This is a genomic window from Burkholderia anthina (genome assembly GCF_001547525.1).
In the GTDB taxonomy this organism is placed as follows: Bacteria; Pseudomonadota; Gammaproteobacteria; order Burkholderiales; family Burkholderiaceae; genus Burkholderia; species Burkholderia semiarida.
In genome coordinates this window covers 429,650-453,902 of record NZ_LNJP01000003.1, presented here as the reverse complement: position 1 = coordinate 453,902, position 24,253 = coordinate 429,650, and the positions used below count along the sequence as shown (strand labels likewise).

General features: G+C 67.0%; 22 protein-coding genes. 18 read left to right on the top strand and 4 right to left on the bottom strand.

All coding sequences use genetic code 11. The features are described from left to right. The first annotated feature begins 273 nt into the window (after positions 1–273). The 6 genes from leuC to asd all read left to right on the top strand — a co-directional run bounded on the left by leuC (position 274) and on the right by asd (position 5,146). Complete coding sequence (gene leuC / locus WS64_RS22370; RefSeq protein WP_059582772.1) at positions 274–1,683, top strand: 3-isopropylmalate dehydratase large subunit; 1,410 nt, start codon at positions 274–276, stop codon at positions 1,681–1,683. Between the two features lie 3 nt (positions 1,684–1,686). After that, complete coding sequence (locus WS64_RS22365; RefSeq protein ID WP_011548098.1) at positions 1,687–1,833, top strand: entericidin A/B family lipoprotein; 147 nt, start codon at positions 1,687–1,689, stop codon at positions 1,831–1,833. 68 nt (positions 1,834–1,901) lie between these two features. After that, the gene (gene leuD / locus WS64_RS22360) at positions 1,902–2,552 is read left to right on the top strand and encodes a 3-isopropylmalate dehydratase small subunit (RefSeq protein WP_059582769.1); all 651 of its coding nucleotides are present in this window, start codon (positions 1,902–1,904) and stop codon (positions 2,550–2,552) included. A 79-nt stretch (positions 2,553–2,631) separates the two neighbouring features. Beyond that, entirely contained in the window at positions 2,632–3,699 is a 1,068-nt protein-coding gene (leuB, locus tag WS64_RS22355; RefSeq protein ID WP_011548096.1) for a 3-isopropylmalate dehydrogenase, read from the top strand. 120 nt (positions 3,700–3,819) lie between these two features. Beyond that, on the top strand, positions 3,820–3,939 hold the full coding sequence (locus WS64_RS22350; RefSeq protein ID WP_006756675.1) for a hypothetical protein: 120 nt from the start codon (positions 3,820–3,822) through the stop codon (positions 3,937–3,939). A gap of 85 nt (positions 3,940–4,024) precedes the next feature. Then, positions 4,025–5,146: an aspartate-semialdehyde dehydrogenase gene (asd, locus tag WS64_RS22345; protein WP_059639171.1), complete on the top strand. Its 1,122-nt coding sequence runs from the start codon at positions 4,025–4,027 to the stop codon at positions 5,144–5,146. Positions 5,147–5,245: 99 nt separating this feature from the next. Here asd and flgE read toward each other — a convergent pair whose 3' ends face one another. Next, on the bottom strand, positions 5,246–6,490 hold the full coding sequence (gene flgE, locus WS64_RS22340; protein ID WP_060968550.1) for a flagellar hook protein FlgE: 1,245 nt from the start codon (positions 6,488–6,490) through the stop codon (positions 5,246–5,248). Positions 6,491–7,245: 755 nt separating this feature from the next. Between flgE and WS64_RS22335 the strand changes: the two genes are divergently transcribed. From WS64_RS22335 to WS64_RS22280, 12 genes are all read left to right on the top strand, one after another. After that, positions 7,246–9,390, top strand: a complete 2,145-nt coding sequence (locus WS64_RS22335) for a FimV/HubP family polar landmark protein (RefSeq protein ID WP_060967736.1) — start codon at positions 7,246–7,248, stop codon at positions 9,388–9,390. Continuing rightward, a complete protein-coding gene (gene truA / locus WS64_RS22330; protein ID WP_059582759.1) occupies positions 9,390–10,202 on the top strand; it encodes a tRNA pseudouridine(38-40) synthase TruA in 813 nt (270 codons plus the stop codon). Before WS64_RS22335 ends, truA begins: the two co-directional genes overlap by 1 nt. Beyond that, positions 10,199–10,903: a phosphoribosylanthranilate isomerase gene (locus tag WS64_RS22325; protein WP_059582757.1), complete on the top strand. Its 705-nt coding sequence runs from the start codon at positions 10,199–10,201 to the stop codon at positions 10,901–10,903. The genes truA and WS64_RS22325 overlap by 4 nt, the downstream gene beginning before the upstream one ends. A 55-nt stretch (positions 10,904–10,958) precedes the next feature. Beyond that, positions 10,959–12,152 (top strand): tryptophan synthase subunit beta, encoded by a 1,194-nt coding sequence (trpB, locus tag WS64_RS22320; RefSeq protein ID WP_059582753.1) that lies wholly within the window; start codon positions 10,959–10,961, stop codon positions 12,150–12,152. Positions 12,153–12,161: 9 nt separating this feature from the next. Further along, on the top strand, positions 12,162–13,010 hold the full coding sequence (locus tag WS64_RS22315; protein WP_059582750.1) for a DNA-methyltransferase: 849 nt from the start codon (positions 12,162–12,164) through the stop codon (positions 13,008–13,010). Between the two features lie 36 nt (positions 13,011–13,046). Then, a complete protein-coding gene (trpA, locus tag WS64_RS22310) occupies positions 13,047–13,862 on the top strand; it encodes a tryptophan synthase subunit alpha (protein ID WP_059639175.1) in 816 nt (271 codons plus the stop codon). 65 nt (positions 13,863–13,927) lie between these two features. After that, positions 13,928–14,800: an acetyl-CoA carboxylase, carboxyltransferase subunit beta gene (accD, locus tag WS64_RS22305; protein WP_040139428.1), complete on the top strand. Its 873-nt coding sequence runs from the start codon at positions 13,928–13,930 to the stop codon at positions 14,798–14,800. Between the two features lie 95 nt (positions 14,801–14,895). Then, positions 14,896–16,206 (top strand): bifunctional tetrahydrofolate synthase/dihydrofolate synthase, encoded by a 1,311-nt coding sequence (folC, locus tag WS64_RS22300; protein WP_060311225.1) that lies wholly within the window; start codon positions 14,896–14,898, stop codon positions 16,204–16,206. Positions 16,207–16,235: 29 nt separating this feature from the next. Continuing rightward, positions 16,236–17,072: an SPOR domain-containing protein gene (locus WS64_RS22295; RefSeq protein WP_060311224.1), complete on the top strand. Its 837-nt coding sequence runs from the start codon at positions 16,236–16,238 to the stop codon at positions 17,070–17,072. 6 nt (positions 17,073–17,078) lie between these two features. Continuing rightward, entirely contained in the window at positions 17,079–17,573 is a 495-nt protein-coding gene (locus WS64_RS22290) for a CvpA family protein (RefSeq protein WP_059582742.1), read from the top strand. Between the two features lie 51 nt (positions 17,574–17,624). Then, complete coding sequence (gene purF / locus WS64_RS22285) at positions 17,625–19,157, top strand: amidophosphoribosyltransferase (RefSeq protein ID WP_059582739.1); 1,533 nt, start codon at positions 17,625–17,627, stop codon at positions 19,155–19,157. A 263-nt stretch (positions 19,158–19,420) separates the two neighbouring features. Next, the gene (locus tag WS64_RS22280; RefSeq protein WP_060968549.1) at positions 19,421–20,611 is read left to right on the top strand and encodes an O-succinylhomoserine sulfhydrylase; all 1,191 of its coding nucleotides are present in this window, start codon (positions 19,421–19,423) and stop codon (positions 20,609–20,611) included. Positions 20,612–20,712: 101 nt separating this feature from the next. Here WS64_RS22280 and WS64_RS22275 read toward each other — a convergent pair whose 3' ends face one another. From WS64_RS22275 to WS64_RS22265, 3 genes are read right to left on the bottom strand one after another with little or no spacing between them, the layout of a single operon-like run. Beyond that, positions 20,713–21,678, bottom strand: coding sequence for an NAD-dependent epimerase/dehydratase family protein (locus tag WS64_RS22275; RefSeq protein WP_060967735.1), 966 nt, complete (start codon positions 21,676–21,678; stop codon positions 20,713–20,715). Next, positions 21,665–22,711, bottom strand: coding sequence for a GDP-mannose 4,6-dehydratase (gene gmd / locus WS64_RS22270; protein ID WP_059639179.1), 1,047 nt, complete (start codon positions 22,709–22,711; stop codon positions 21,665–21,667). Before gmd ends, WS64_RS22275 begins: the two co-directional genes overlap by 14 nt. A 35-nt stretch (positions 22,712–22,746) precedes the next feature. Continuing rightward, positions 22,747–23,811, bottom strand: a complete 1,065-nt coding sequence (locus tag WS64_RS22265) for an acyltransferase family protein (RefSeq protein WP_059582731.1) — start codon at positions 23,809–23,811, stop codon at positions 22,747–22,749. Between the last annotated feature and the right edge of the window lie 442 nt (positions 23,812–24,253).

The following is a 24,253-nucleotide window of genomic DNA, read 5'->3' as shown; positions in this document are numbered from 1 at the left end:
GCCGGAGGCGCTGCGTCATGCGTCGCTTTCGTCGCCTTTGCCGCCTTCGGGGCTGTAGCAGAGCCCCCCTGTCGAGAAATCGTCGGCGCAGCCGACGAGGCGATGCGCGGCGCGCCCCATTTTGGCTGGTAATGCCGATACAGGTATTGACACTACCAGCCAAACCACTGTTTTTAATGGGTTTTTTCGCGTCGGCGCTGCGCCGCGACGCGTTCCGCGTGGCATAATCGATCGCATCCGCAAGGCTTGTAGTCACAACGACCCCGCATACCCATGGCACAGACTCTCTACGACAAACTGTGGAACACCCACGTGGTCCACACCGAGGAAGACGGCACGACCCTGCTCTACATCGACCGTCAACTGCTGCATGAAGTCACGAGCCCGCAGGCATTCGAAGGGCTGAAGATCGCGCAGCGCCCGGTGTGGCGCATCAGCGCGAACCTGGCCGTGTCGGACCACAACGTGCCGACGACGGACCGCAGCCACGGCATCGCCGATCCCGTCTCGAAGCTGCAGGTCGACACGCTCGACGCGAACTGCGATGCATTCGGCATCACGCAGTTCAAGATGAACGACGTGCGCCAGGGCATCGTCCACATCATCGGGCCGGAACAGGGCGCGACGCTGCCGGGCATGACGATCGTGTGCGGCGATTCGCATACGTCCACGCACGGCGCGTTCGGCGCGCTCGCGCACGGCATCGGCACGTCGGAAGTCGAGCACGTGCTCGCGACGCAGACCCTGCTGCAGAAGAAGAGCAAGAACATGCTCGTGAAGGTCGAGGGCGCGCTGCCGCGCGGCTGTACCGCGAAGGACATCGTGCTCGCGATCATCGGCAAGATCGGCACGGCAGGCGGCACGGGCTACGCGATCGAATTCGGCGGCTCGACCATTCGCGCGCTGACGATGGAAGGCCGGATGACCGTCTGCAACATGGCGATCGAGGCCGGCGCGCGCGCGGGCATGGTCGCGGTGGACGACACGACGATCGACTACCTGAAGGGCCGTCCGTTCGTGCCGACCGGCGCGGAATGGGATCAGGCCGTCGAATACTGGCGCCAGTTCAAGTCGGACGACGGCGCGCAGTTCGACCGCGTGGTCGAGCTGAACGCGGCCGAGATCGTCCCGCAGGTCACGTGGGGCACGTCGCCGGAAATGGTCACGTCGATCGACGGTCGCGTGCCCGATCCCGAACGCGAGAAGGATCCGGTCAAGCGCGACGCGATGGAGCGCGCGCTGGCGTACATGGCGCTCGAGCCGAACACCCCGATCGAATCGATCAAGGTCGACAAGATCTTCATCGGCTCGTGCACGAACGCACGGATCGAGGACATCCGCGCGGCCGCGTACGTCGTGAAGAAGCTGAACCGCCGCATCGCGTCGAACGTGCGGCTCGCGATGGTCGTGCCGGGCTCGGGCCTCGTGAAGGCGCAGGCCGAGCGCGAAGGGCTCGACAAGGTGTTCACCGATGCGGGCTTCGAATGGCGCGAGCCGGGCTGCTCGATGTGCCTCGCGATGAACGCCGACCGGCTCGAGCCGGGCGAGCGCTGCGCGTCGACGTCGAACCGCAACTTCGAAGGCCGGCAGGGCGCGGGCGGTCGCACGCACCTCGTGAGCCCCGCGATGGCGGCGGCCGCGGCGATCGAAGGCCACTTCGTCGACATTCGCCAGCTGGGGTGACGCGTGACGGCATCGAAAGTCATCGCGCGGCTGGTTGCCGCGCTGGCGCTGGCGGGGCTGGGTTTCGGCCTGGCCGGCTGCAATACCGTCCGAGGCTTCGGGGAAGACGTCAACGCCGCCGGCAGCGCGCTGAAGCGCGCCGCGGAGTGACGTTTCCCGCCGAGAATTTGTCGATGTGCGCCGGCTGAATGCCGGCCCTTCAACCGGATAGACGGATCATGGAAAAATTCACTGTACATACCGGCGTCGTGGCGCCGCTCGATCGCGAGAACGTCGACACCGACGCGATCATCCCGAAGCAGTTCCTGAAGTCGATCAAGCGCACGGGCTTCGGTCCGAACGCGTTCGACGAATGGCGTTACCTCGATCACGGCGAGCCGGGCCAGGACAACTCGAAGCGTCCGCTGAACCCGGACTTCGTGCTGAACCAGCCGCGCTACCAGGGTGCATCGGTGCTGCTCGCCCGCAAGAACTTCGGTTGCGGGAGCTCGCGCGAGCACGCGCCGTGGGCGCTGCAGCAGTACGGCTTCCGCGCGATCATCGCGCCGAGCTTCGCGGACATCTTCTTCAACAACTGCTACAAGAACGGCCTGCTGCCGATCGTGCTGACCGAGCAGCAGGTCGATCACCTGTTCAGCGACACGTACGCGTTCAACGGCTACCAGCTGACGATCGACCTCGACGCGCAGGTCGTGCGCGCGGGCGACGGCCGCGAGTATCCGTTCGAGATCGCCGCGTTCCGCAAGTACTGCCTGCTGAACGGCTTCGACGACATCGGCCTCACGCTGCGCCACGCGGACAAGATCCGCCAGTTCGAAGCGGAGCGGCTCGTGAAGCAGCCGTGGCTCAGCACCAAGCTGGTCGGCTGATCGCGCGTTGCGGGCGGGCGCGCCGTGCGTGCGCTCGCCGGCCTGCCTCCATAACACCCTACCCAGTCAGGAATTTCGCATGAAGATTGCAGTGCTGCCCGGCGACGGCATCGGTCCGGAAATCGTCAATGAAGCGGTGAAGGTGCTGAACGCACTCGACGAGAAGTTCGAACTCGAACAGGCGCCGGTCGGCGGCGCGGGCTACGAGGCGAGCGGCCATCCGCTGCCCGACGCGACGCTGGCGCTCGCGAAGCAGGCCGACGCGATCCTGTTCGGCGCGGTCGGCGACTGGAAGTACGACTCGCTCGAGCGCGCGCTGCGCCCCGAGCAGGCGATCCTCGGGCTGCGCAAGCACCTCGAGCTGTTCGCGAACTTCCGCCCGGCGATCTGCTATCCGCAGCTCGTCGATGCGTCGCCGCTGAAGCCGGAGCTCGTCGCGGGCCTCGACATCCTGATCGTGCGCGAACTGAACGGCGACATCTACTTCGGCCAGCCGCGCGGCGTGCGGGCGGCGCCGGACGGCCCGTTCGCCGGCGAGCGCGAAGGCTTCGACACGATGCGCTATTCGGAGCCGGAAGTGCGCCGCATCGCGCACGTCGCGTTCCAGGCCGCGCAAAAGCGCGCGAAGAAGCTGCTGTCGGTCGACAAGTCGAACGTGCTGGAGACGTCGCAGTTCTGGCGCGACATCATGATCGACGTGTCGAAGGAGTACGCGGACGTCGAGCTGTCGCACATGTACGTCGACAACGCGGCGATGCAGCTCGCGAAGGCGCCGAAGCAGTTCGACGTGATCGTCACCGGCAACATGTTCGGCGACATCCTGTCGGATGAGGCGTCGATGCTGACGGGCTCGATCGGCATGCTGCCGTCCGCGTCGCTCGACAAGCACAACAAGGGGCTGTACGAGCCGTCGCACGGTTCGGCGCCGGACATCGCGGGCAAGGGCATCGCGAACCCGCTCGCGACGATCCTGTCGGCCGCGATGCTGCTGCGCTATTCGCTGAATCGCGCGGAGCAGGCCGATCGTATCGAGCGCGCTGTGAAAACGGTGCTCGAACAAGGCTACCGCACGGGCGACATCGCGACGCCGGGCTGCAAGCAGGTCGGCACGGCGGCGATGGGCGATGCGGTGGTCGCCGCGCTGTAAGCGTAGGAAAATGAAGTGCGGTAACTAATGTGGAAAAGGGCGCGAACGGGCCGTAAAAATCGGCCCGTTCGCGCGGGGTTGGCCGTTGTGCGGGCCACCGGCTTTGTGTAGACTCGAACGATGGCGCTGATTTCCCTGATCTCCCCGGTCCTGAAACTCCACGGCAACACTGCCCGTGCGGGTGCGCGCGCCATCGTCATCACGAAAACCATTACCACGAAAACGATCATTAAACGCTGATCGCCGTCGTGCCCGCCTGTTTCCCCGCGCGGTCACGCGGGGACGGAAATGGCGGGGAAGCTCCATTCAAAGCAAAGGGTTAGTCATGAACGTAGGTCTCGTAGGTTGGCGCGGCATGGTCGGCAGCGTCCTGATGCAGCGCATGCAGGAAGAGGGCGATTTCGACCTGATCGAACCGGTGTTTTTCAGCACCAGCAACACGGGCGGCAAGGCGCCGTCGTTCGCGAAAAACGAGACCACGCTCAAGGACGCGACCAGCGTCGACGAGCTGAAGAAGTGCGACGTGATCATCACGTGCCAGGGCGGCGACTACACGAACGACGTGTTTCCGAAGCTGCGCGCGGCCGGCTGGAACGGCTACTGGATCGATGCGGCATCGTCGCTGCGGATGAACGACGACGCGGTCATCATCCTCGATCCGGTCAACCTCGACGTGATCAAGGACGCGCTCGTCAAGGGCACGAAGAACTTCGTCGGCGGCAACTGCACGGTCAGCCTGATGCTGATGGCGCTCGGCGGCCTGTTCCGCGAGAACCTCGTCGACTGGATGACGGCGATGACCTATCAGGCCGCATCGGGCGCGGGCGCGCAGAACATGCGTGAGCTGCTGTCGCAGATGGGCACGCTGAACGGCGCGGTGCAGGAACAGCTCGCCGATCCGGCCTCCGCGATCCTCGACATCGACCGCCGCGTGCTGGCCGCGATGAACAGCGACGCGATGCCGACGAGCCAGTTCGGCGTGCCGCTCGCCGGTTCGCTGATCCCGTGGATCGACAAGGATCTCGGCAACGGGATGTCGAAGGAAGAGTGGAAGGGCGGCGCGGAAACCAACAAGATCCTCGGCAAGCCGGCGATGGGCGAACCGGGTTCGATCCCGGTCGACGGGCTGTGCGTGCGGATCGGCGCGATGCGCTGCCACTCGCAGGCGCTGACGATCAAGCTGAAGAAGGACGTGCCGCTCGACGAGATCAACGGCATCCTCGCATCGGCGAACGACTGGGTGAAGGTCGTGCCGAACGAGCGCGAAGCGTCGATGCGCGACCTGTCGCCGGCGAAGATCACCGGCACGCTGTCGGTGCCGGTCGGTCGCCTGCGCAAGCTCGCGATGGGCGGCGAATACCTGTCGGCGTTCACGGTCGGCGATCAGCTGCTGTGGGGCGCGGCCGAGCCGCTGCGCCGCATGCTGCGCATCCTGCTCGACAAGTAAGCACGCTCGCTGTCCGGCTCGCGGGCCGGGCTGCACGATACGACGCGCCGCGTCGGCCTCGAGGTTCGGGGCCGGCGCGGCGCGTTTTTCATGCGCGGTTCAACGCAGGTTCAGCAACGTCTGGTCGACGGCCTGCTGGGTCTTGATCGTCTGCGCATTCGCCTGGTAATTGCGCTGCGCGGTGATCAGGTTCACGAGCTCGGTCGTCAGGTTGACGTTCGCGTTTTCGAGCGCGCTGCCCTGCAGCGTGCCGTGGTTCGTGCTGCCCGGCGCGGAGATCTGCGGCACGCCCGACGCAGCCGTTTCCGCATACTGGTTGCCGCCGATGTTCACGAGCCCGTTCGGGTTGTTGAAGTTCGCGAGCGCGATCAGGCCGAGCACCGTGCTCTGTCCGTTCGAATAGTTGCCGGTCAGCTTGCCGTCGGTGCCGATCGAGAACGTCGTCAGCGTGCCGCTCGCGAAGCCGTCCTGCGCGAGATTGTTCACGCCGTCCTTGCCGCCGTATTGCGTCGTGCCGCCCAGGTCGAGCGTCAGGTTCTGCGGATTGGCGCCGCCCGTCGTGTTCGGGATCGAGAACGCGAACTGGCCGAGGCTCGGCGTCGGCTGCCCGGTCGCGGCCGACGTCGTCGAGCTGATCCGGCCCGATGCGTCGAACGTGACGGTGCCGAGATGCGTCGGCGTCTGGCCCTGCACGCCCGCGTAGGCCTGCCACGTGCCGGCCGCGCTCTTCGCGAAGTACATCGTGACCTGCTGCGAGCCGCCGAGCGTATCGTAGACCTGGATCGACGAGTTGTAGTTGAACGTCGTGTTGTCGCTCGCGTTGAACGGCGTCCTGGCCGGCACCTTGTCCTGCGCGTTCAGGTTGAACTGGCCGGTGATCTTGTTCGTCGCGCGCGGCGCGATGTTGCTGGTCGGCGCCTGCAGCGGCACGGTCTGCGCGGTGTTGATCACGCCGCCGGCGCCTGCCGCATAGCCCATCAGGTTGCGGCCTTGCGCGTCGACGATCGCGCCGTTCTTGTCGCGGTGGAACGTGCCGTCGCGCGAGTACGTGGTCACGCCGTTGCTCGACATCTGGAAGAAGCCGTTGCCGTTGATCGCGACGTCGAGCGACGACTTCGTCGAATTGATGGTCCCCTGGCCGAAATTCTGTTGCACCGACGCGAGCCGCGTACCGATGCCGATCTGCGTGTTGACCGACGTCGCGACCGAATTCGCGTACATGTCCGCGAAGTTCGCGCGCCCCTGCTTGAAGCCGACCGTGTTTGCGTTCGCGATGTTGTTGCCGATCACGTCGAGGTTGCTCGACGCGCCGGCCAACCCGCTCAAACCCTGCTGATAGCCCATGTTCGTCCCCGTAACGAGCCGGTAGTGAATGCCGTCGTGCGACTGCGCGATGGCCCTCTGGTACTTCACGGCATCGGTTCGACCGCGAAGCCGAAATATGCCAATTCCCGTTTGAAGGCGATCGTATCGACGGCAATGGTTGGGTCTGTGTAATTTTGTGTAATGAAATTGAATCGATGCGAAAAAGATCGCTTTTGTATGACAAGCAGGTGGGCTCAAGGCGATGAAAGCCTTATGAGGCGAGGCTTTGGTGATGTGGGTTTTCATTTCGTCGATAAGAGGGGTGAACTGCCTTCTTATCGACGAAATGAAGGTTGTTGGTTCGGGTTGATCGCCGGATGGAATTATTTGGATTTCCGGCGGTTAATTCTTTAACGGCTGGCGGGGCGGGTCATTGAGGGAGCGTTTGCGATGCTGTCGCCGTGATCCTGCGGCGGACGCGCAGTGAGCACCGAAAGGCCGCGTCATTCGAGCAGGGGGCGATGCTGTTGCGAGACGGTTGTCGACTGCGCGCGTGGGGTCGTTCTGGTCGATCGAATGGATGGGCTGCGGCAGGCGGGCCCGCCCGACGCGCGCGCCGGCCGGCGACGAATTCGGCCGGAACTGGAGCGCGTGAAGTAAACTACGCGGTTACGACGCACAGACCCGCCGAAAGCGTCGCGTTTCGCGCGACGCTTTTGCATTTCTGCAGCAACTTTATTGACGCTTCCAACCGCGAATCCGAGCCGCGCCCGCGCGCGGCGATAGAGCCAACGATGTCCCGAATTTCCTTGTTTCCGCGTCAGTCCCGTCTGTCGCGCGCCGTGCGTGGGGCGCTGACGATCCTGGCGCTCGGCGCAGCCGCATCGGCGTGGGCAGTCGGCACCGGCGAACTGCCGGCGTCCGCCGCCGGCGCCGCCGCACCGCTTACCGTGACGGTCCAGCCGGGCCAGTCCCTGAACGACATCGCGAAAGCGGCCACGCAATCGCACGACCCGGCCGTGCTCGCGCGTGCCGCCCGTGCGCTGTTCGACGCCAATCCGCAGGCGTTCATGAAGCGCGACGCGAGCCGGCTGAAAGTCGGCGCGACGCTGACCGTGCCGGCGCTCGACGCCACCGGCGCGGCGCTCGTGCCGGCCGGCGCGTCCGCTGCCTCCGGTGCGACGGCCGCTTCCGCGCCCGCCGCCGCATCGGGTGGGGCGGCGATCGCGCAGCACGGCGCATCCGCGCCGCATCCTGGCTCGGCGGTGCAATCCGCGCCGGTGGCGTCGGCCGTGCATGCGGCTCCGGTGAGCGGTGCCAGTGCCGCAGCGGCGGCGGGGGCGGCGGCTTCGATCGGTGCTTCGGCTTCGACCGGTGCTTCGGCTTCGACCGGGGCGGCGGCCGCACAGGGCGCGTCGGGTGTCGACAGCACGCAGCCGGCGGCGCCCACGGGCGGTGCCAGCGGCCCGCATGTGTGGAGCGGGGCGATCCAGTCGGCGCCGTCGTCCGCGAGCGAGGCGGCGGGGCAGGCGGTGCCGGGCAGCCCGGTTTCCGGCGTGCGCGAACCGGCCGGCGCGGCGCCTGCCGTGGGAGCGTCGCAGCCCCGGCCGTCGAGCTTGCAGCAATTGCTGGCGTTGAAGAATCGCGTGCTGATGGAGTTGCAGAAGCACGGCATCGGCAAACCGGCGACGACGACCGGCGTCGCGCCTGCGCCGGCTCCGGCGCCCGCCGCGCCGCGTCCGGCCGCGAATGACGCGAGTGCGTCGGCCGCCGCATCGACGGTGGACGAAGCCGCGTCGGGTGTGGCAGCCAGCGCGCCGCAACCGGCATCGGCTTCCGTGCAACCGATCGCGCCCGTCGCGACACCGGCACGTCGTACCGAACAGATGGACTGGCGCCCGGCCGCCGCGGCCGGTGCAGCCGTGATCGTGCTCGCGGCCGGCTTCGTATGGCGCAAGCGCCGGAGGGGGCGCCGCGCGGACCACGCGGGTGCCGATACGACCCCAGCCGCAGCAGGCGGCGCCGCGGCTGCGGCTGCGGGAGCCGCGCCGTCCGTCGAACGTGAACTGCCGATCACGCCCGAAATGCCGGTCGCACGCGATGCGGCGTCCGACATGAATCTCGCCGCGGCCACTGCCGCGGCGGCGGAGACGGTCGAGCCGCCCGCAGCGGACACATCGACTGCGCCTGAAGTGGCGGCACCGCGCGACGAGTCGCCCGAATTGCCGGCTGCCGACGCTGCCGTGTCGCCCGCGAACGACGCGACTCCGGTTCCGGCTGAGGCTCCGCCCGACGCAGAACCGGCGGAAAAAACCACTGGCGCCGACAAGCAGGCCGAGCCGACCGCCGCATCCGTCGCCCCTTCGACGACCGAAGCGCAGCACGCGACGCTGATGCAGAACGCGATCAGCGCGCTCAACAGTCTCGACATGCCGTTGCCGCCGCGGGCGGCGGACGAGCCGTCGTTGACGCCGGAGGCCCTTGCCACGCGGGCAACGCAGTCCGACACCGACAAAATCGCAACTAACGGTCAATCCGCCCAGCACCCGCCAATGGGTTCGGGTGAAACGACAGCGGAACATCCGGTCGACCAGGACGACGAGTTCGACTGGGATCCGGACGCGGCGACGCCCGCCGGCCAAGCGGGCGGCCCGCCTGCGGCGACATCGCTGCCGCCGCTGGGCGGCGCGCAGTTCGGCGCGCTGAAGCTCGATTTCGATCTCGACCTGCCGTCCACGCCGGGCGCCGCGCTGCCCGCGCTCACCGCGGACGAGCTCGCGCGCATCGCGCGCAACAAGCTCGACCTCGCGGCCGAATACGTCGAGCTGGGCGATCTGGCCGGCGCGCGGACGCTGCTGCAGGAAGTGGTCGACGCGAACGACGCCGCGACGCGCGACGATGCACGCGCGCTGCTCGCGAAACTGGCAGACGAGGCGTGATGCGGATCGCGCTGGGCATCCAGTACGACGGCGCGGCGTTCTGCGGCTGGCAGGCACAGCCGCACGGCAAGACCGTGCAGGACCGGCTCGAGCATGCGCTGGCCGAGTTCGCGCGGGTGCCGCTGCACACGACGGTGGCCGGGCGCACCGATACCGGCGTGCACGGGCTCGGGCAGGTCGTGCATTTCGACACGGATCTCGAGCGCGAGGTGTTCTCGTGGGTGCGCGGCACCAACGCGTTCCTGCCGCCGACCGTGTCGGTGCAATGGGCGAAGCCGATGCCGGACACGTTCCATGCGCGCTTCTCGGCGTTCGAGCGCACCTATTACTACGCGCTGTACGTGCATCCCGTGCGTTCGCCGATGCTGGCCGGGCGCGCGGGCTGGATCCACACGCCGCTCGACGACGACGCGATGCGCGCCGCCGCCGCGCACCTGATCGGCGAGCATGATTTTTCGTCGTTCCGGTCGTCGGAATGCCAGTCGAAGACGCCGGTCAAACACCTGTATCAGATCGACGTGCGGCGCGCGGGGCATTTCATTCATTTCCGCTTTCGCGCGAACGCGTTCCTGCATCACATGGTGCGCAACCTGATGGGCTGCCTCGTCGCGGTCGGGCGCGGCCGCTATCCGGCCGACTGGCTCGCCGACGTGCTGGCCGGGCGCGACCGCAACCTCGCCGCACCCACGTTCATGGCCGACGGGCTGTACCTCGCCCACGTCGGCTACCCGGCGGAATTCGCCGTCCCGCCCGCGCAGCTCGGCAGCGTGCCGTGGAGCAGCGTCTGGGCCGATCTGGACCCACAATCATGACGGATCACGCCGTGTCCCCTTCGAGTTCCGCCGCGGCGGCGGGCGTGCCGCCGCGCACGCGCATCAAGCTGTGCGGACTGTCGCGGCCCGAGGACGTGCTGCACGCGGCGGCCCTCGGCGCCGATGCGATCGGCCTCGTGTTCTATCCGAAGAGCCCGCGCGCGGTGACGATCGCGCAGGCGGCCGAGCTGGCGAGCCTGGCGCCGCCGTTCGTCTCGGTGGTCGGGCTGTTCGTGAATGCGACCGAGGCCGAGATCGAAGCCGTCGTGCGCGACGTGCCGCTCACGGTGCTGCAGTTCCATGGCGACGAGACGCCCGAGCAGTGCGACGCGCTCGGCCGCGCGGCGCGCCTGCCGTGGTTGCGCGCGGTGCGCGTCGGCCCCTCGACGCAGCGTGCCGATTTGGTAGAATCGGCTCTTCATTATTCGAAAGCGCGCGGCCTCCTGTTCGACACCCTGGTGCCGGATTACGGCGGTAGCGGCAAGGTCTTCGATTGGTCTCTTATTCCCGCAGAGCTCGCGCGTCGGGCCGTTTTGAGTGGTGGCTTGAACGCGCAAAACGTCGGTGATGCGATCCGCCAGCTGCGTCCGTTTGCTGTCGATGTCTCCAGTGGCATCGAAGTGGAGGGCGCGAAGGGCGTGAAGGATCACGCCCGGATGGCGGCGTTCGTACGCGCGGTGCGCGAAGCGGACGCCGGGTGATGCAAGCCGGTGCGGCCCCGCGGGCGGGGCGCACCGACCGATCGAGAGAGACACCATGTACAACCTTCCTGATGATCGTGGCCATTTCGGCCCGTATGGCGGCGTGTTCGTCGCCGAGACGCTGATTCACGCGCTGGACGAACTGCGCGCGGCGTATGAAAAGTTCCAGAACGATCCCGATTTCGTCGCCGAATTCGAGCGCGAGCTGAAGCATTTCGTCGGCCGTCCGTCGCCGATCTACCACGCGCAGCGCTGGAGCGAGACGCTCGGCGGCGCGCAGATCTACCTGAAGCGTGAAGACCTGAACCACACGGGCGCGCACAAGATCAACAACGTGATCGGCCAGGCGCTGCTCGCGAAGCGCATGGGCAAGAAGCGCGTGATCGCGGAAACGGGCGCCGGCCAGCACGGCGTCGCGACCGCGACCATCTGCGCGCGCTTCGGGATGGAGTGCGTCGTCTACATGGGCGCCGAGGACGTGCGCCGGCAGGCCGCGAACGTGTACCGGATGAAGCTGCTGGGCGCGACGGTCGTGCCGGTCGAATCGGGTTCGCGCACGCTGAAGGACGCGCTGAACGAAGCGATGCGCGACTGGGTCACGAACATCGAAAGCACGTTCTACATCATCGGCACGGTCGCGGGCCCGCACCCGTACCCGATGATGGTGCGCGACTTCCAGCGCGTGATCGGCGACGAGTGCAAGGTGCAGATGCCCGAGCTCGCGGGCCGGCAGCCCGACGCGGTGATCGCCTGCGTCGGCGGCGGGTCGAACGCGATGGGCATTTTCTATCCGTACATCGACGATACGTCGGTGCAGCTGATCGGCGTCGAAGCGGCCGGCGACGGCCTCGACACGGGCCATCACGCGGCGTCGCTGATCGCCGGCAGCCCGGGCGTGCTGCACGGCAATCGCACGTACCTGCTGCAGGACGACAACGGCCAGATCATCGAGACGCATTCGGTGTCGGCGGGCCTCGACTATCCGGGCGTCGGCCCCGAGCACGCATGGCTGAAGGACAGCGGCCGCGCGCAGTACGTGCCGATCACCGACGCGGAAGCGTTGAAGGCGTTCCACGACTGCTGCCGGATCGAGGGAATCATTCCCGCGCTCGAGTCGAGCCACGCGATCGCGTATGGCGTGAAGCTCGCGCCGACGTTGCCGAAGGACAAGATCCTGCTCGTCAACCTGTCGGGCCGCGGCGACAAGGACATGCACACGGTCGCCGAGCGATCGGGCATCGCGCTCTGACCCCGAACGATGCGTGACCTGATCGAAGAGCCGGGCGGCGGCGCCGCGAGCGAGGCGGAGGCGGTTCAGCCGGCCGCCGTGCCGCGCGCGCTGCCGCCCGGTATCGAACTGCACAACCGCGATTTCCTGACCGATGCCGCGCACTTGCCGGATGCGTCGATCGACCTGATCGTCGCCGATCCGCCGTACGGGCTCGGCAAGGACTACGGCAACGATTCGGACAAGCGTTCGGGCGACGATTTCCTCGCGTGGACGCGCGAGTGGCTCGAACTCGCGATTCCGAAACTGAAGCCGAGCGGGTCGATGTACATCTTCTGCACGTGGCAGTACGCGCCGGAAATCTTCAGTTTCCTGAAGACGCAACTCACGATGGTCAACGAGATCATCTGGGACCGGCGCGTGCCGAGCATGGGCGGCACGACGCGCCGTTTCACGTCGGTGCACGACAACATCGGCTTTTTCGCGGTTTCCAAAGCGTATTACTTCGATCTCGATCCGGTCCGCATCCCGTACGACGCCGACACGAAGAAGGCCCGCTCGCGCAAGCTGTTCGAAGGCAGCAAGTGGCTGGAGATGGGCTACAACCCGAAGGACGTCTGGTCGGTCTCGCGCCTGCACCGGCAGCACGCGGAGCGCGTCGATCATCCGACCCAGAAGCCGCTGGAAATCATCGAGCGGATGGTGCTCGCAAGCTGCCCGCCGGGCGGCCGCGTGCTCGATCCGTTCATGGGCAGCGGCACGACCGCGGTGGCCTGCGCACGGCAGGGGCGCGACTTCGTCGGCTACGAGATCAACGAAAGCTATTGTGCGATCGCGCACGAGCGCGTGAGCGCGCTCGCCGCGCCGGCGTGCGCGTGAATCGCGCCGCCGCCGAATGCACTGAGGAAAATTGCCATGTCCCGTATTCAGCAGACCTTCGCCGCACTCGCCGAACAAGGCCGTAAGGGCCTGATCCCGTTCATCACGGCCGGCGACCCGGACCCAGCGAAAACCGTCGAATTCATGCACGCGCTCGCCGCCGGCGGCGCGGACGTGATCGAGCTCGGCGTGCCGTTCTCGGACCCGATGGCCGACGGCCCCGTGATCCAGCGCTCGTCGGAGCGCGCGCTCGCGCGCGGCGTCACGTTGAAGAGCGTGCTCGCCGACGTGAAGCGTTTTCGCGAAACCGACCCCAACACCCCCGTCGTGCTGATGGGCTATGCGAACCCGATCGAACGGATGGGTGTCGACGCGTTCGCGGCCGAAGCGCACGCGGCCGGCGTCGACGGCGTGCTGGTGGTCGACTATCCGCCGGAAGAGGCGGGCGTGTTCGCCGAAAAGATGCGGGCCGCGCAGATCGATCCGATCTTCCTGCTCGCGCCGACGTCGACCGACGAACGCATCGCCGACGTCGGCAAGATCGCGAGCGGCTACGTGTATTACGTGTCGCTCAAGGGCGTGACCGGCGCGGGAAATCTGGATGTTTCGAGCATTGCAGGTAAAATCCCGGCCATCAAGTCGCGCGTGCCGGTTCCGGTGGGTGTCGGCTTCGGTATCCGCGACGCCGAAACGGCGCGTGCGGTGGCCGAAGTGTCGGACGCCGTCGTGATCGGCAGCCGCCTCGTGCAACTGCTCGAGAGCGCCGCGCCGGAAGGTGCCGCCGCCGCGCTGAAGACGTTCATCGCCGAGCTGCGCGCCGCCCTGGACGGTGCCGGCAACACGGCGCGATAAACACAACACAGGAAGCGGGAACGGGCCGCGTCGGCCCGCCCCGCCACGGAACAGGAAACCATACGATGAGCTGGCTCGACAAACTGTTGCCGCCGAAGATCAAGCAGACCGACCCGAAAAGCCGCAAGGGCATTCCGGAAGGCCTGTGGGTCAAGTGCCCGTCCTGCGAGGCCGTTCTCTATCGCAACGACGTGGACGCGAACCTGCACGTGTGCCCGAAGTGCGATCACCACATGCGCATCGGCGCGCGCGAGCGCCTCGACGGGCTGCTCGATCCGGAAGGCCGCTACGAGATCGGCCAGGAAGTCGTGCCGGTCGACTCGCTGAAGTTCAAGGACAGCCGCAAGTACCCCGATCGTCTGAAGGAAGCGATGGACGAAACCGGCGAAACCGACGCGATGGTCGTGATGGGCGGCGCGATCCACACGCTGCCGGTCGTGGCAGCGTGCTTCGAATTCTCGTTCATGGGCGGCTCGATGGGTTCGGTCGTCGGCGAGCGCTTCGCGCGCGGTGCGCAGAATGCGCTGGAGCAGCACGTGCCGTTCATCTGCTTCACGGCATCGGGCGGCGCACGGATGCAGGAAAGCCTGCTGTCGCTGATGCAGATGGCAAAGACCACCGCGATGCTGACCAAGCTGGCCGAAGCGAAGCTGCCGTTCATTTCGGTGCTGACCGACCCGACGATGGGCGGCGTGTCGGCGAGCTTCGCGTTCCTCGGCGACGTCGTGATCGCGGAGCCGAAGGCGCTGATCGGCTTCGCCGGCCCGCGCGTGATCGAGCAGACGGTCCGCGAGAAGCTGCCGGAAGGCTTCCAGCGCGCCGAATTCCTGCTGAAGACGGGCGCGATCGACATGATCGTCGACCGTCGCAAGATGCGCGACGAGATCGCGCAGTTGCTCGCGCTGCTGCAGCGACAGCCGGCCGACGCGCTGGCCTGACCGGCGCAACGTCGTGACTCCGCGCGTCGCCTGGCTTCTCAGGCGGCGCGCTTTGCTTTTTGGCGTAGTGGCGGTACCGATCCAGATTTGATCCGATGAGCACATTTCCCACTCTCGACGCGTGGCTTTCGCATCTCGAACGCGCGCACCCGGTCGGCATCGACATGGGCCTGACCCGCATCGGGCAGGTCAAGGCGGCGCTGCAGCTCGAATTCGCGTGCCCGGTGATCACCGTCGGCGGCACGAACGGCAAGGGCTCGACCTGCGCGTTCCTCGAGACGATTCTCGTGCGCGCGGGTTACAAGGTCGGCTGCCACACGTCGCCGCACCTGCTCGCATTCAACGAGCGCGCGCGCGTGAACGGGCAGAACGTGACCGACGACGAACTGCTGCCGCACTTCGAGGCCGTCGAAGCCGCGCGCACGTCGCTGGCCGAGCCCGTGTCGCTCACGTATTTCGAATTCACGACGCTCGCGATCCTGCATCTGTTCGCCTCGCGCGGGCTCGACGCGGTGATCCTCGAAGTCGGCCTCGGCGGCCGGCTCGATGCGGTGAACATCATCGACACCGATTGCGCGATCGTCACGAGCATCGACATCGATCACACCGAATACCTCGGCGACACGCGCGAGAAGATCGCGTTCGAGAAGGCGGGGATCTTCCGCGCGGGCAAGCCGGCGATCTGCGGCGATCCGGCCGCGCCGCAGACGCTCGTCGACCACGCCGAAGCGATCGGCGCCGACCTGTGGCTCGTCGGCCGCGATTTCCGCTACGAGGCGCAGGCAGGGGCCGAGCGCCAGCAATGGAGCTACCTCGGCCGCGACAAGCGCTATCCGGCGCTCGCGTATCCGGCGCTGCGCGGCGCGAACCAGCTGATCAACGCGTCGGCCGCGCTCGCCGCGCTCGAGGCGCTGCGCCCGGTGCTGCCGGTGTCCGCGCAGGACATCCGGCTCGGGCTCGCGAACGTCGAGCTGCCGGGGCGCTTCCAGGTGCTGCCCGGCAAGCCGGCGATCGTGCTCGACGTCGCGCACAACCCGCATGCGTCGGCCGTGCTCGAGCAGAACCTCGGCAACATGGGCTTCTTCCCGTACACGTACGCGGTGTTCGGCGCGATGCACGACAAGGACATCGACGGCGTGCTGCAGCACCTGAAGGGCGAGATCGACCACTGGTGCGTGACCGACCTGCCGCTGCCGCGCGCGGCCTCCGCGGAGCAGCTCGAAGCCGCGCTGCGCAAGGCCGGCGTGGAGGAGGGGCCCGATTCGAGCGTGACGCGTTACGCGTCGCCCGCGGAAGCGTTTCGCGATGCACTAAAAAGAGCATCCGAGAATGATAGAATCGTGGTTTTCGGCAGTTTCCATACGGTTGCCGGCGTGCTGGCCTACCGTAAATCGCAGCAACACTGACTGACGGGCAGTTTCGGACTCAGCCATTCATGGGAATTTTCTCGTTCGGCAAGAAAGACGACGACGCGCCCCCGCGGCGCGGCGGTCGCACCGGGGCCTCCCGGAACGTGCGCACGGAGCGCACTGAACGCGTCGAGCGCCGCACGCGCCGCACCGAGCGTCCGGAATCGGACGCACTGCTCCTCGATCCGACCCTTCCTGAAAAGCAACGCGCGCGCCGTCGCCTCGTCGGCGCGATCGCGCTCGTCGTGGCCGCCGTGATCGTGCTCCCGATGGTGCTCGACTCGCACCCGAAGCCGGTCACCGACGACATCGCGATCGACATCCCGAACCGGCCCGCGCACCAGGCGGTCGCGCCGCGCGACGACGACGTGTCCGACGTGCAGGCGGGCGTCGCGCACGACGAGCCGCCCGCATCCGACGCGGCCGTGGCGGCCGCACCGGCGCCCGCGCCGAAGGATGCCGCCAAGCCGGCCGCGAAACCCGATACGACCACCACCGCGAGCGTGACGCCGCCGAAGCCCGCGCCGAAGCCGGCCGCTCCGGCGGCGAAACCGGCCGCGCCGAAGCCTGCGCCCGCAACCGTCGCGAATGCCGGCGCCGCGAGCCCGGACGGCGGCGACGCATCGTCGCCGGCGTCGCCGGCCGGTGCGCGCTTCGCGGTGCAGCTCGGTTCGTTCAAGGACGCCGCGACCGCCCGTTCGTGGGCCACCAAGTTGAAATCGGCGGGCGTGCCCGCATATGTCGAGCACAGCAAGCAGGCCGACGGCAGCACGGCTACACTGCTGCGTGCCGGCCCGTTCGCGGATCGTGCGGCGGCATCCGCCGCGATCGCGAAGGTGCGCGAAGCCGGACTGACGCAGTAACGTGCGATGCTGACGGCTTTCGACTACGCTGTATTGGCGGTGATCGCGTTATCGGCGCTGCGCGGCGCGTGGCGCGGCTTCGTGTCCGAGATTTTCGGGCTGATCGGCTGGATCGCGGCGGTCGTGATCGCGGGCCGCTACGTCGGGCTGGTCGTGCCGTACATTCCGGCGAACTGGCCGGGCGGCGCGCTGACGCAGTGGGTGATCGCCTTCGCGTTGCTCGTGATCGGCGTCGTGCTGGTCGCCGGCGTGGCGAACGCGCTGCTGTCGCGGATCGCGCAGGCGAGCGGCCTGGGCGGCGTCGACCGCTCGCTGGGCATGATGTTCGGGCTCGTCCGCGGCTGTGTGCTGGTAGTGCTGCTGGTCGCGGCGGCCGGGCTGACCGAACTGCCCAAACAGGATTTCTGGCGCAATGCGCTATTGCGTCCTTTTGCCGAACAGGGCGTGCACGAGCTGAAGCAGCTCCTGCCCGACGGCATGGCCCAGTACGTACGCGTGTGACGGCGCGGCCGGGCAGGACGGAACCGATTTTGTCATCTTGAAGGACATGCCATGTGCGGCATCGTAGGCGTTATCTCCCAATCCCCTGTCAATCAGCTGATCTATGACAGCCTGCTGCTGCTGCAGCATCGCGGTCAGGACGCGGCGGGCATCGCGACGGCGGACGGCAGCAATTTCCACATGTACAAGGCGAACGGCATGGTGCGCGACGTGTTCCGCACGCGCAACATGCGCAGCCTGCCCGGCACCTACGGCATCGGCCAGGTACGCTACCCGACGGCCGGCTCGGCGTCGAGCGAGGCCGAGGCGCAGCCGTTCTACGTGAACGCGCCGTTCGGGATCATCCTAGCGCACAACGGCAACCTGACGAACTGGATGCAGCTGAAGGACGAGATGTTCCGGATCGACCGCCGGCACATCAACACCAACTCCGACAGCGAAGTGCTGCTCAACGTGTTCGCGCACGAGCTGCAACTGTCGACCACCGGCCTCGAGCTCGATCCGGCGTCGGTGTTCAAGGCGGTCTCGGGCGTGCATCGCCGCCTGCAGGGTTCGTACGCGATCGTGTCGCTGATCGCCGGCTACGGCCTGCTCGCGTTCCGCGACCCGTTCGGCATCCGCCCGCTGTGCATCGGCAAGCTCGAAACCGAGCACGGCACCGAATGGATGGTCGCATCGGAGTCGGTGGCGGTCGAAGGCATCGGTTTCGAATTCGTGCGCGACCTGGAGCCGGGCGAAGCGGTCTTCATCGACAAGGCCGGCAACTTCCACAGCCAGCAGTGCGCGGAGAACCCGACGCTGAATCCGTGCATGTTCGAATACGTGTATCTGGCCCGTCCGGATTCGTGCCTCGACGGCGTGCCGGTGTACAACGTGCGCCTGCGCATGGGCGACTATCTCGCCGAGAAGATCAAGCGCGAACTGCCGAACGTGCCGATCGACGTCGTGATGCCGATTCCCGATTCGTCGCGCCCGGCCGCGATGCAGGTCGCCGCGAAGCTCGGCGTCGAGTACCGCGAAGGCTTCTTCAAGAACCGCTACGTCGGCCGCACGTTCATCATGCCGGGGCAAGCCGTGCGCAAGAAGTCGGTGCGCCAGAAGCTCAACGCGATGAGCATTGAGTTCAAGGACAAGCACGTGCTGATCGTCGACGATTCGATCGTGCGCGGCACGACCTCGCACGAAATCGTGCAGATGGCGCGCGATGCGGGCGCGAAGTCGGTGATCTTCGCGTCGGCTGCGCCGCCCGTGAAATTCCCGAATGTGTACGGCATCGACATGCCGACGCGTGGCGAGCTCGTCGCGCACGGCCGCACCGACGAAGAAGTCGCGAAGATCATCGGCGCCGATCACCTGATCTATCAGGACGTCGACGATCTGCGCCGCGCGGTGCGCGACATCAACCCGAAGCTCGAGCGCTTCGAGGCGTCGTGCTTCGACGGCAACTACATCACCGGCGCCGTGACGCCCGAGTACCTCGATGCGATCGAGCGCGCGCGTCTCACGCCGGCGTCGCAGGCCGATCGCGATACGGCCAGCGATACCGAGCGCTCGCAGATGAACCTGCAACTGTCGGTCGAGTAACTCACGCCGGCGCGCGCTTGGATCGAGGCGTGATAGGATGTGGCCTTGCGTCGATTTGATATCAGCTTGCGGACGCGGGGCAACTTCCCAAAACAGCTAAAGCGAAGGCCGGCGGCAGCCGGCCCGAGTCGATCGCTGTCGTACCGCACCGAAGCCCGCTGATGCCGACGCATAGCGGGCTTTTTGTTTTTGGCCTCGGTTTTGACCGGGTCCGCGCCTCGTGCATGACCGTCGGCGCGGCCATCGAATACGGAAAACGGAACATGGACGACTCCCTCAACTTCGACACGCTTGCCGTGCGCGCGGGCACGCTGCGCAGCGACTTCAACGAGCATTCGGAAGCGCTGTTCCTCACGTCGAGCTTCTGCTTCTCGAGCGCGGCCGACGCGGCCGAGCGCTTCGCGAATTCGGAAGACTATTTCACCTATTCGCGCTTCACGAACCCGACCGTCACCATGTTCCAGGAGCGTCTCGCGGCGCTCGAGGGCGGCGAGGCGTGCATCGCGACGGCGTCGGGCATGGCCGCGATCATGTCGGTCGTGATGTCCGCGCTGCAGGCGGGCGACCACCTCGTCAGCTCGCGCAGCCTGTTCGGCTCGACGCTCGGGATGTTCTCGCAGATCTTCAGCAAGTTCGGGATCACGACGACCTTCGTCGACCCGACCGACCTGAACGCATGGCAGGAAGCCGTGCGGCCGGAAACGAAGATGTTCTTCCTCGAGACGCCGTCGAACCCGCTGACCGAACTCGCCGACATCGAGGCGATCGGCAAGATCGCGACGGCCGCGAACGCGCTGTTCGTCGTCGACAACTGTTTCTGCAGCCCGGTGCTGCAGCAGCCGCTGAAGCTCGGTGCGGACGTCGTGATGCATTCGGCGACGAAATTCCTCGACGGGCAGGGCCGCGTGCTCGGCGGCGCGCTGGTCGGCTCGAAGGAATTCATCATGGGCAAGGTGTTCCCGTTCGTGCGCAGCGCGGGCCCGACGCTGTCGGCGTTCAACGCATGGGTGCTGCTGAAGGGGATGGAGACGCTGTCGCTGCGTGTCGAGAAGCAATCGGCGAACGCGCTGGAGATCGCGCGCTGGCTCGACTCGCATCCGGCGGTCGCGCGCGTGTTCTACCCGGGCCTCGAATCGCATCCGCAGCATGAACTCGCGAAGCGCCAGCAGAAGGCGGGCGGTGCAATCGTGTCGTTCGAGCTGAAGGGCGACACGCCGGAGCAGCAGCGCGCGAACGCGTGGCGGGTGATCGACAACACGAAGCTGGTGTCGATCACCGGCAACCTCGGCGATACGCGCACGACGATCACGCATCCGGCCACCACGACGCACGGCCGCATCACGCCGGAAGCGCGTGCGGCGGCGGGGATCACCGAAGGGCTGATTCGCCTCGCGGTCGGGCTCGAGCACGCGGGCGACATTCGCGACGATCTCGCGCGCGGCCTGGACGGCTGAGCGATACGGCCGGTTTTTGCCCGGCATCAATGAAACGGGCCGCTCGAGAGAGCGGCCCGTTGTCGTTTCGGCGCATGCCGTCGTGCGTGTTTTGCCGACGTTCAGCCCGCGGCGTGCCCGGGCGGTGCTGCACGCATCGCGTCCACCATCCAGCGCAGCGTTTCGTCGAGCGGCGTGATCGGCAGTTCGCCCACCGCGCGCCGCAGCTTGTCGCGCGACCCGCTCAGGCGCTTCACTTCGTTGTGCCGCACGAAGCGCGGATCGATCGTCACGTCGATGACGTAGCCGGCGATGCGCGACAGCATCGCCAGCACTTCCTTCAGCGAATACGCGCGCTCCGAACAGACGTTGAACGTCTCGCCGGCCGGCACGGCTTCGATCAGCTTCAGATAGGCGGCCGTCACGTCGCGCACGTCGGAGAAATCGCGGCTCACGTCGAGATTGCCGAGCGAGATCCGCGGCGCGTTGCCCGCAAAGTGCGCGACGAGCTTCGGCAGCAGATACGCATCGCTCTGGCCGATACCCGTGTAGTTGAACGGCCGCGCGATCACGATCGGCAGCCGGTCGGCCCACAACTTCGCCGCATATTCCATTGCGAGCTTGCTGACCGCGTAGTCGTTCGCCGGGGCCGGCGCGACGGTTTCGTCGAGCACGCCGGCCGTCGAGTTGCCGTAGACGTTCGCGCTGCTTGCGAGCAGCACCGCCGACGGGCGGCGGTCGAGGCCGGCGAGCGCGGCCAGCAGGTTGCGCGTGCCGACGATGTTGACCGCGTAGGTTTGCGACGGCTCGTCCTGCGCGACATGCGCGCGCGCGGCCAGATGCACGACCGCGTCGGGCCGTGCGTCGGCCGCGGCCGCGCGCATGGCCTGCGCGTCGAGCAGGTCGACGGGCAGCAGCGTGCACTGCGCGAACGCCGGGTCGGCGGGGCCGGGCGTGCCGGGCGCGACCGTGCCCCAGACCTCGTAGCCGGCCGCCTGCAGGCGTTCGACCATGTAGCGGCCGGTGAAGCCCGTCAGGCCCGTGACGAACGCACGGCGCGACGGACGCCCGGCCTCAGAACGTGTCATGGTGTTGATTCCGCGTCAAATCCGCTTCGACCATCATCTGGCAAAGTTGTTCGAGCGTCGTCTTCGGTTCCCAGCCGAGTTTGCTTTTTGCCTTGTCCGCGCAGCCGATCAGCAGGTCGACTTCCGCGGGGCGGTAGAACTTCGGGTTCACTTCGACGAGCACGTTGCCGGTCGATGCGTCGAGGCCGCGCTCCTGCTCGCCCTTGCCGGTCCATTCGAGCTGGTAGCCGGCCGCCGCGAACGCCATCCGCACGAAGTCGCGCACGGTTTCGGTGCGGTTGGTCGCCAGCACGTAGGTGTCGGGCTCGTCGGCCTGCAGCATCCGCCACATGCCTTCGACGTATTCGAGCGCGAAGCCCCAGTCGCGTTTCGCGTCGAGATTGCCGAGCTCGAGCCGGGTCGCCTTGCCGAGCCGGATCTTCGCGACCGTGTCGGTGATCTTGCGCGTGACGAATTCGCGGCCGCGCAGCGGCGATTCGTGGTTGAACAGGATCCCGCTGCTGCCGAACAGGCCGTACGACTCGCGGTAGTTCACGGTCATCCAGTGCGCGTACAGCTTCGCCACGCCGTAGGGGCTGCGCGGATAGAACGCAGTGGTTTCCGTTTGCGGGATCGCCTGCACCTTGCCGAACATCTCGGACGTCGACGCCTGGTAATAGCGGGTCTTCGGGCTCACGACGCGAATCGCCTCGAGCAGGTTCAGCGGGCCGATGCCGGTCACTTCGGCGGTCGTCGCCGGCTGGTCGAACGACACGCCGACGAAGCTCTGCGCGGCCAGGTTGTAGAGCTCGTCCGGCTGCGTGCGTTCGAGCAGGCGCAGGCTCGAGCCCGCGTCGGTCAGGTCGTGTTCGACGAGCGTCAGGTTCGGGTGCGTGTCGACGCCGAGCTCGGCGATGCGCCAGAAATTCACCGAGCTGGTGCGGCGATAGGTGCCGGTAACTTCGTAGCCCTTGTCGAGCAGCAGTTTGGTCAGGTACGCACCGTCTTGCCCCGAAATTCCGGTGATGATGGCCTTTTTACGCGTTTGGCTCATGGCGTTGTCCTGGTAGAAGCGATGGATGATGAGATTCAGGCGGTCGTGCCGGCGGCGGCCGGCAGCGCGCGGCGCGCGGGCCCGCGCGTCAGGCGCCGTTCGAAGCCGTACCAGCTCAGCGTCGCGTACGCGAGCGTGATCGCAAGCGCCAGCGCGGCCGTGACGAAACGGTTCAGGTGCAGCGGCCACAGCGCGTACAGCACGCTCAGGTGGATCAGGTAGACGGTGTAGCTGACGGTGCCGACGTAGACGAGCATCGGGTTCGTCAGCACGCGTTGCACGAGGCCGCGCCCGCGCAGCGCGATCACGACGATCGACGTGCACAGCAGCAGCGAGATGCTGTAGAGCGCCGCGTTCGACAGCGGCGTGTTCGCGGCGCGAAAGCGCGGGAACGACAGGTGCAGCCAGCCGAGGATCGCGAGCGACACGAGCGCGCCGACGATCGCGAGCGGATAGAACGGCTCCAGCGCGCGCCGGTCGCGGCGCAGCACGATCGCGAGCAACGCGCCGGCCGCGAGCAGGTCCATCCGGAACGGCGTCAGGTAGTAGATCGGCCAGAACGAATCGAACCACGGCGTCGCGATCGCGCGCAGCACCGGCGCCGCGACGATCAGCGCGGCGGCGACCCACGGCAGCGCGCGCTCCGAGCACCACAGCACGACGAACGGCCAGAAGATGTAGAACTGCTCCTCGACCGCGAGCGACCACAGCACGTTCAGGCTGTCATGGCCGATGCTGCCGAGCGACAGCCCGATATTGGTCGAGAAGAACGCGAACCACGGCCAGTGCGGCAGCCAGCTCGCGCCGAACAGCAGCGTCGACACCGCCAGCAGCAGCACGTACGGCGGCAGGATGCGGCGCACGCGGCGCGCGTAGAAGTGGCTGAAGTACGACTGCCCGCGCGCCTTGCGATCGAGCAGGATGCCGGTGATCAGCAACCCGCTCAGCACGAAGAACAGATCGACGCCCATCCACAGCGGCGCCTTCAGCGCGTGCTGCAGGAACACGGCGCCCACGGCGATCGCGCGCAGCCCGTCGAGCTGCACGATGCGGCCGTGTTGCGGCGGGGCGAGGTCGGCGGGGCGCGACAGGGCCGTCATCGCGCGGCTCCTTCACGACCCGCATCCGATGCGTGTACGTATTGCATGCCTTTAAATGAAATAGGGAATCGAAAACGATTCTAGGGAAAAGAAATCGGTAAAAAAACGCGCGCCATTTATCTGACGGCAAATACCCGAATGCCGATTATTACGGTCGCGACACGAAAGATTTGCACCGGGCGGCCGCCAGACGTGGCGCGGAGCGGAATTTTCTACGTGGCGGCGCGGGAAAGGCGGTCGTTATTGCCGTTTCCGGGCCTGATTGACTGCCCGTTCCGGTTCGATATTTCTGGCGGAAACATCCCCAAATATTTCCAAATTTCTTGTGATTATTTTTGCTTGTAACCTGCATCGCGACGTTTGAAACCCATTTAGCGACAGCGCGCAGCCGCCGGCCATCCGCGGCTGCGCCGGTCGCTGTTGCATCGAGTCTGGAGAAGCG

Coding starts and splice junctions, on each gene's coding strand:
- truA (WP_059582759.1), top strand. CDS start 9,390: ATGCGGATCGCGCTGGGCATCCAGTACGACGGCGCGGCGTTCTGCGGC.
- WS64_RS22290 (WP_059582742.1), top strand. CDS start 17,079: ATGCTGACGGCTTTCGACTACGCTGTATTGGCGGTGATCGCGTTATCG.
- WS64_RS22350 (WP_006756675.1), top strand. CDS start 3,820: ATGGCGCTGATTTCCCTGATCTCCCCGGTCCTGAAACTCCACGGCAAC.
- folC (WP_060311225.1), top strand. CDS start 14,896: ATGAGCACATTTCCCACTCTCGACGCGTGGCTTTCGCATCTCGAACGC.
- flgE (WP_060968550.1), bottom strand. CDS start 6,490: ATGGGCTATCAGCAGGGTTTGAGCGGGTTGGCCGGCGCGTCGAGCAAC.
- trpB (WP_059582753.1), top strand. CDS start 10,959: ATGTACAACCTTCCTGATGATCGTGGCCATTTCGGCCCGTATGGCGGC.
- WS64_RS22325 (WP_059582757.1), top strand. CDS start 10,199: ATGACGGATCACGCCGTGTCCCCTTCGAGTTCCGCCGCGGCGGCGGGC.
- leuD (WP_059582769.1), top strand. CDS start 1,902: ATGGAAAAATTCACTGTACATACCGGCGTCGTGGCGCCGCTCGATCGC.
- WS64_RS22265 (WP_059582731.1), bottom strand. CDS start 23,811: ATGACGGCCCTGTCGCGCCCCGCCGACCTCGCCCCGCCGCAACACGGC.
- gmd (WP_059639179.1), bottom strand. CDS start 22,711: ATGAGCCAAACGCGTAAAAAGGCCATCATCACCGGAATTTCGGGGCAA.
- WS64_RS22315 (WP_059582750.1), top strand. CDS start 12,162: ATGCGTGACCTGATCGAAGAGCCGGGCGGCGGCGCCGCGAGCGAGGCG.
- WS64_RS22275 (WP_060967735.1), bottom strand. CDS start 21,678: ATGACACGTTCTGAGGCCGGGCGTCCGTCGCGCCGTGCGTTCGTCACG.
- accD (WP_040139428.1), top strand. CDS start 13,928: ATGAGCTGGCTCGACAAACTGTTGCCGCCGAAGATCAAGCAGACCGAC.
- asd (WP_059639171.1), top strand. CDS start 4,025: ATGAACGTAGGTCTCGTAGGTTGGCGCGGCATGGTCGGCAGCGTCCTG.
- WS64_RS22335 (WP_060967736.1), top strand. CDS start 7,246: ATGTCCCGAATTTCCTTGTTTCCGCGTCAGTCCCGTCTGTCGCGCGCC.
- WS64_RS22280 (WP_060968549.1), top strand. CDS start 19,421: ATGGACGACTCCCTCAACTTCGACACGCTTGCCGTGCGCGCGGGCACG.
- leuC (WP_059582772.1), top strand. CDS start 274: ATGGCACAGACTCTCTACGACAAACTGTGGAACACCCACGTGGTCCAC.
- trpA (WP_059639175.1), top strand. CDS start 13,047: ATGTCCCGTATTCAGCAGACCTTCGCCGCACTCGCCGAACAAGGCCGT.
- WS64_RS22295 (WP_060311224.1), top strand. CDS start 16,236: ATGGGAATTTTCTCGTTCGGCAAGAAAGACGACGACGCGCCCCCGCGG.
- purF (WP_059582739.1), top strand. CDS start 17,625: ATGTGCGGCATCGTAGGCGTTATCTCCCAATCCCCTGTCAATCAGCTG.
- leuB (WP_011548096.1), top strand. CDS start 2,632: ATGAAGATTGCAGTGCTGCCCGGCGACGGCATCGGTCCGGAAATCGTC.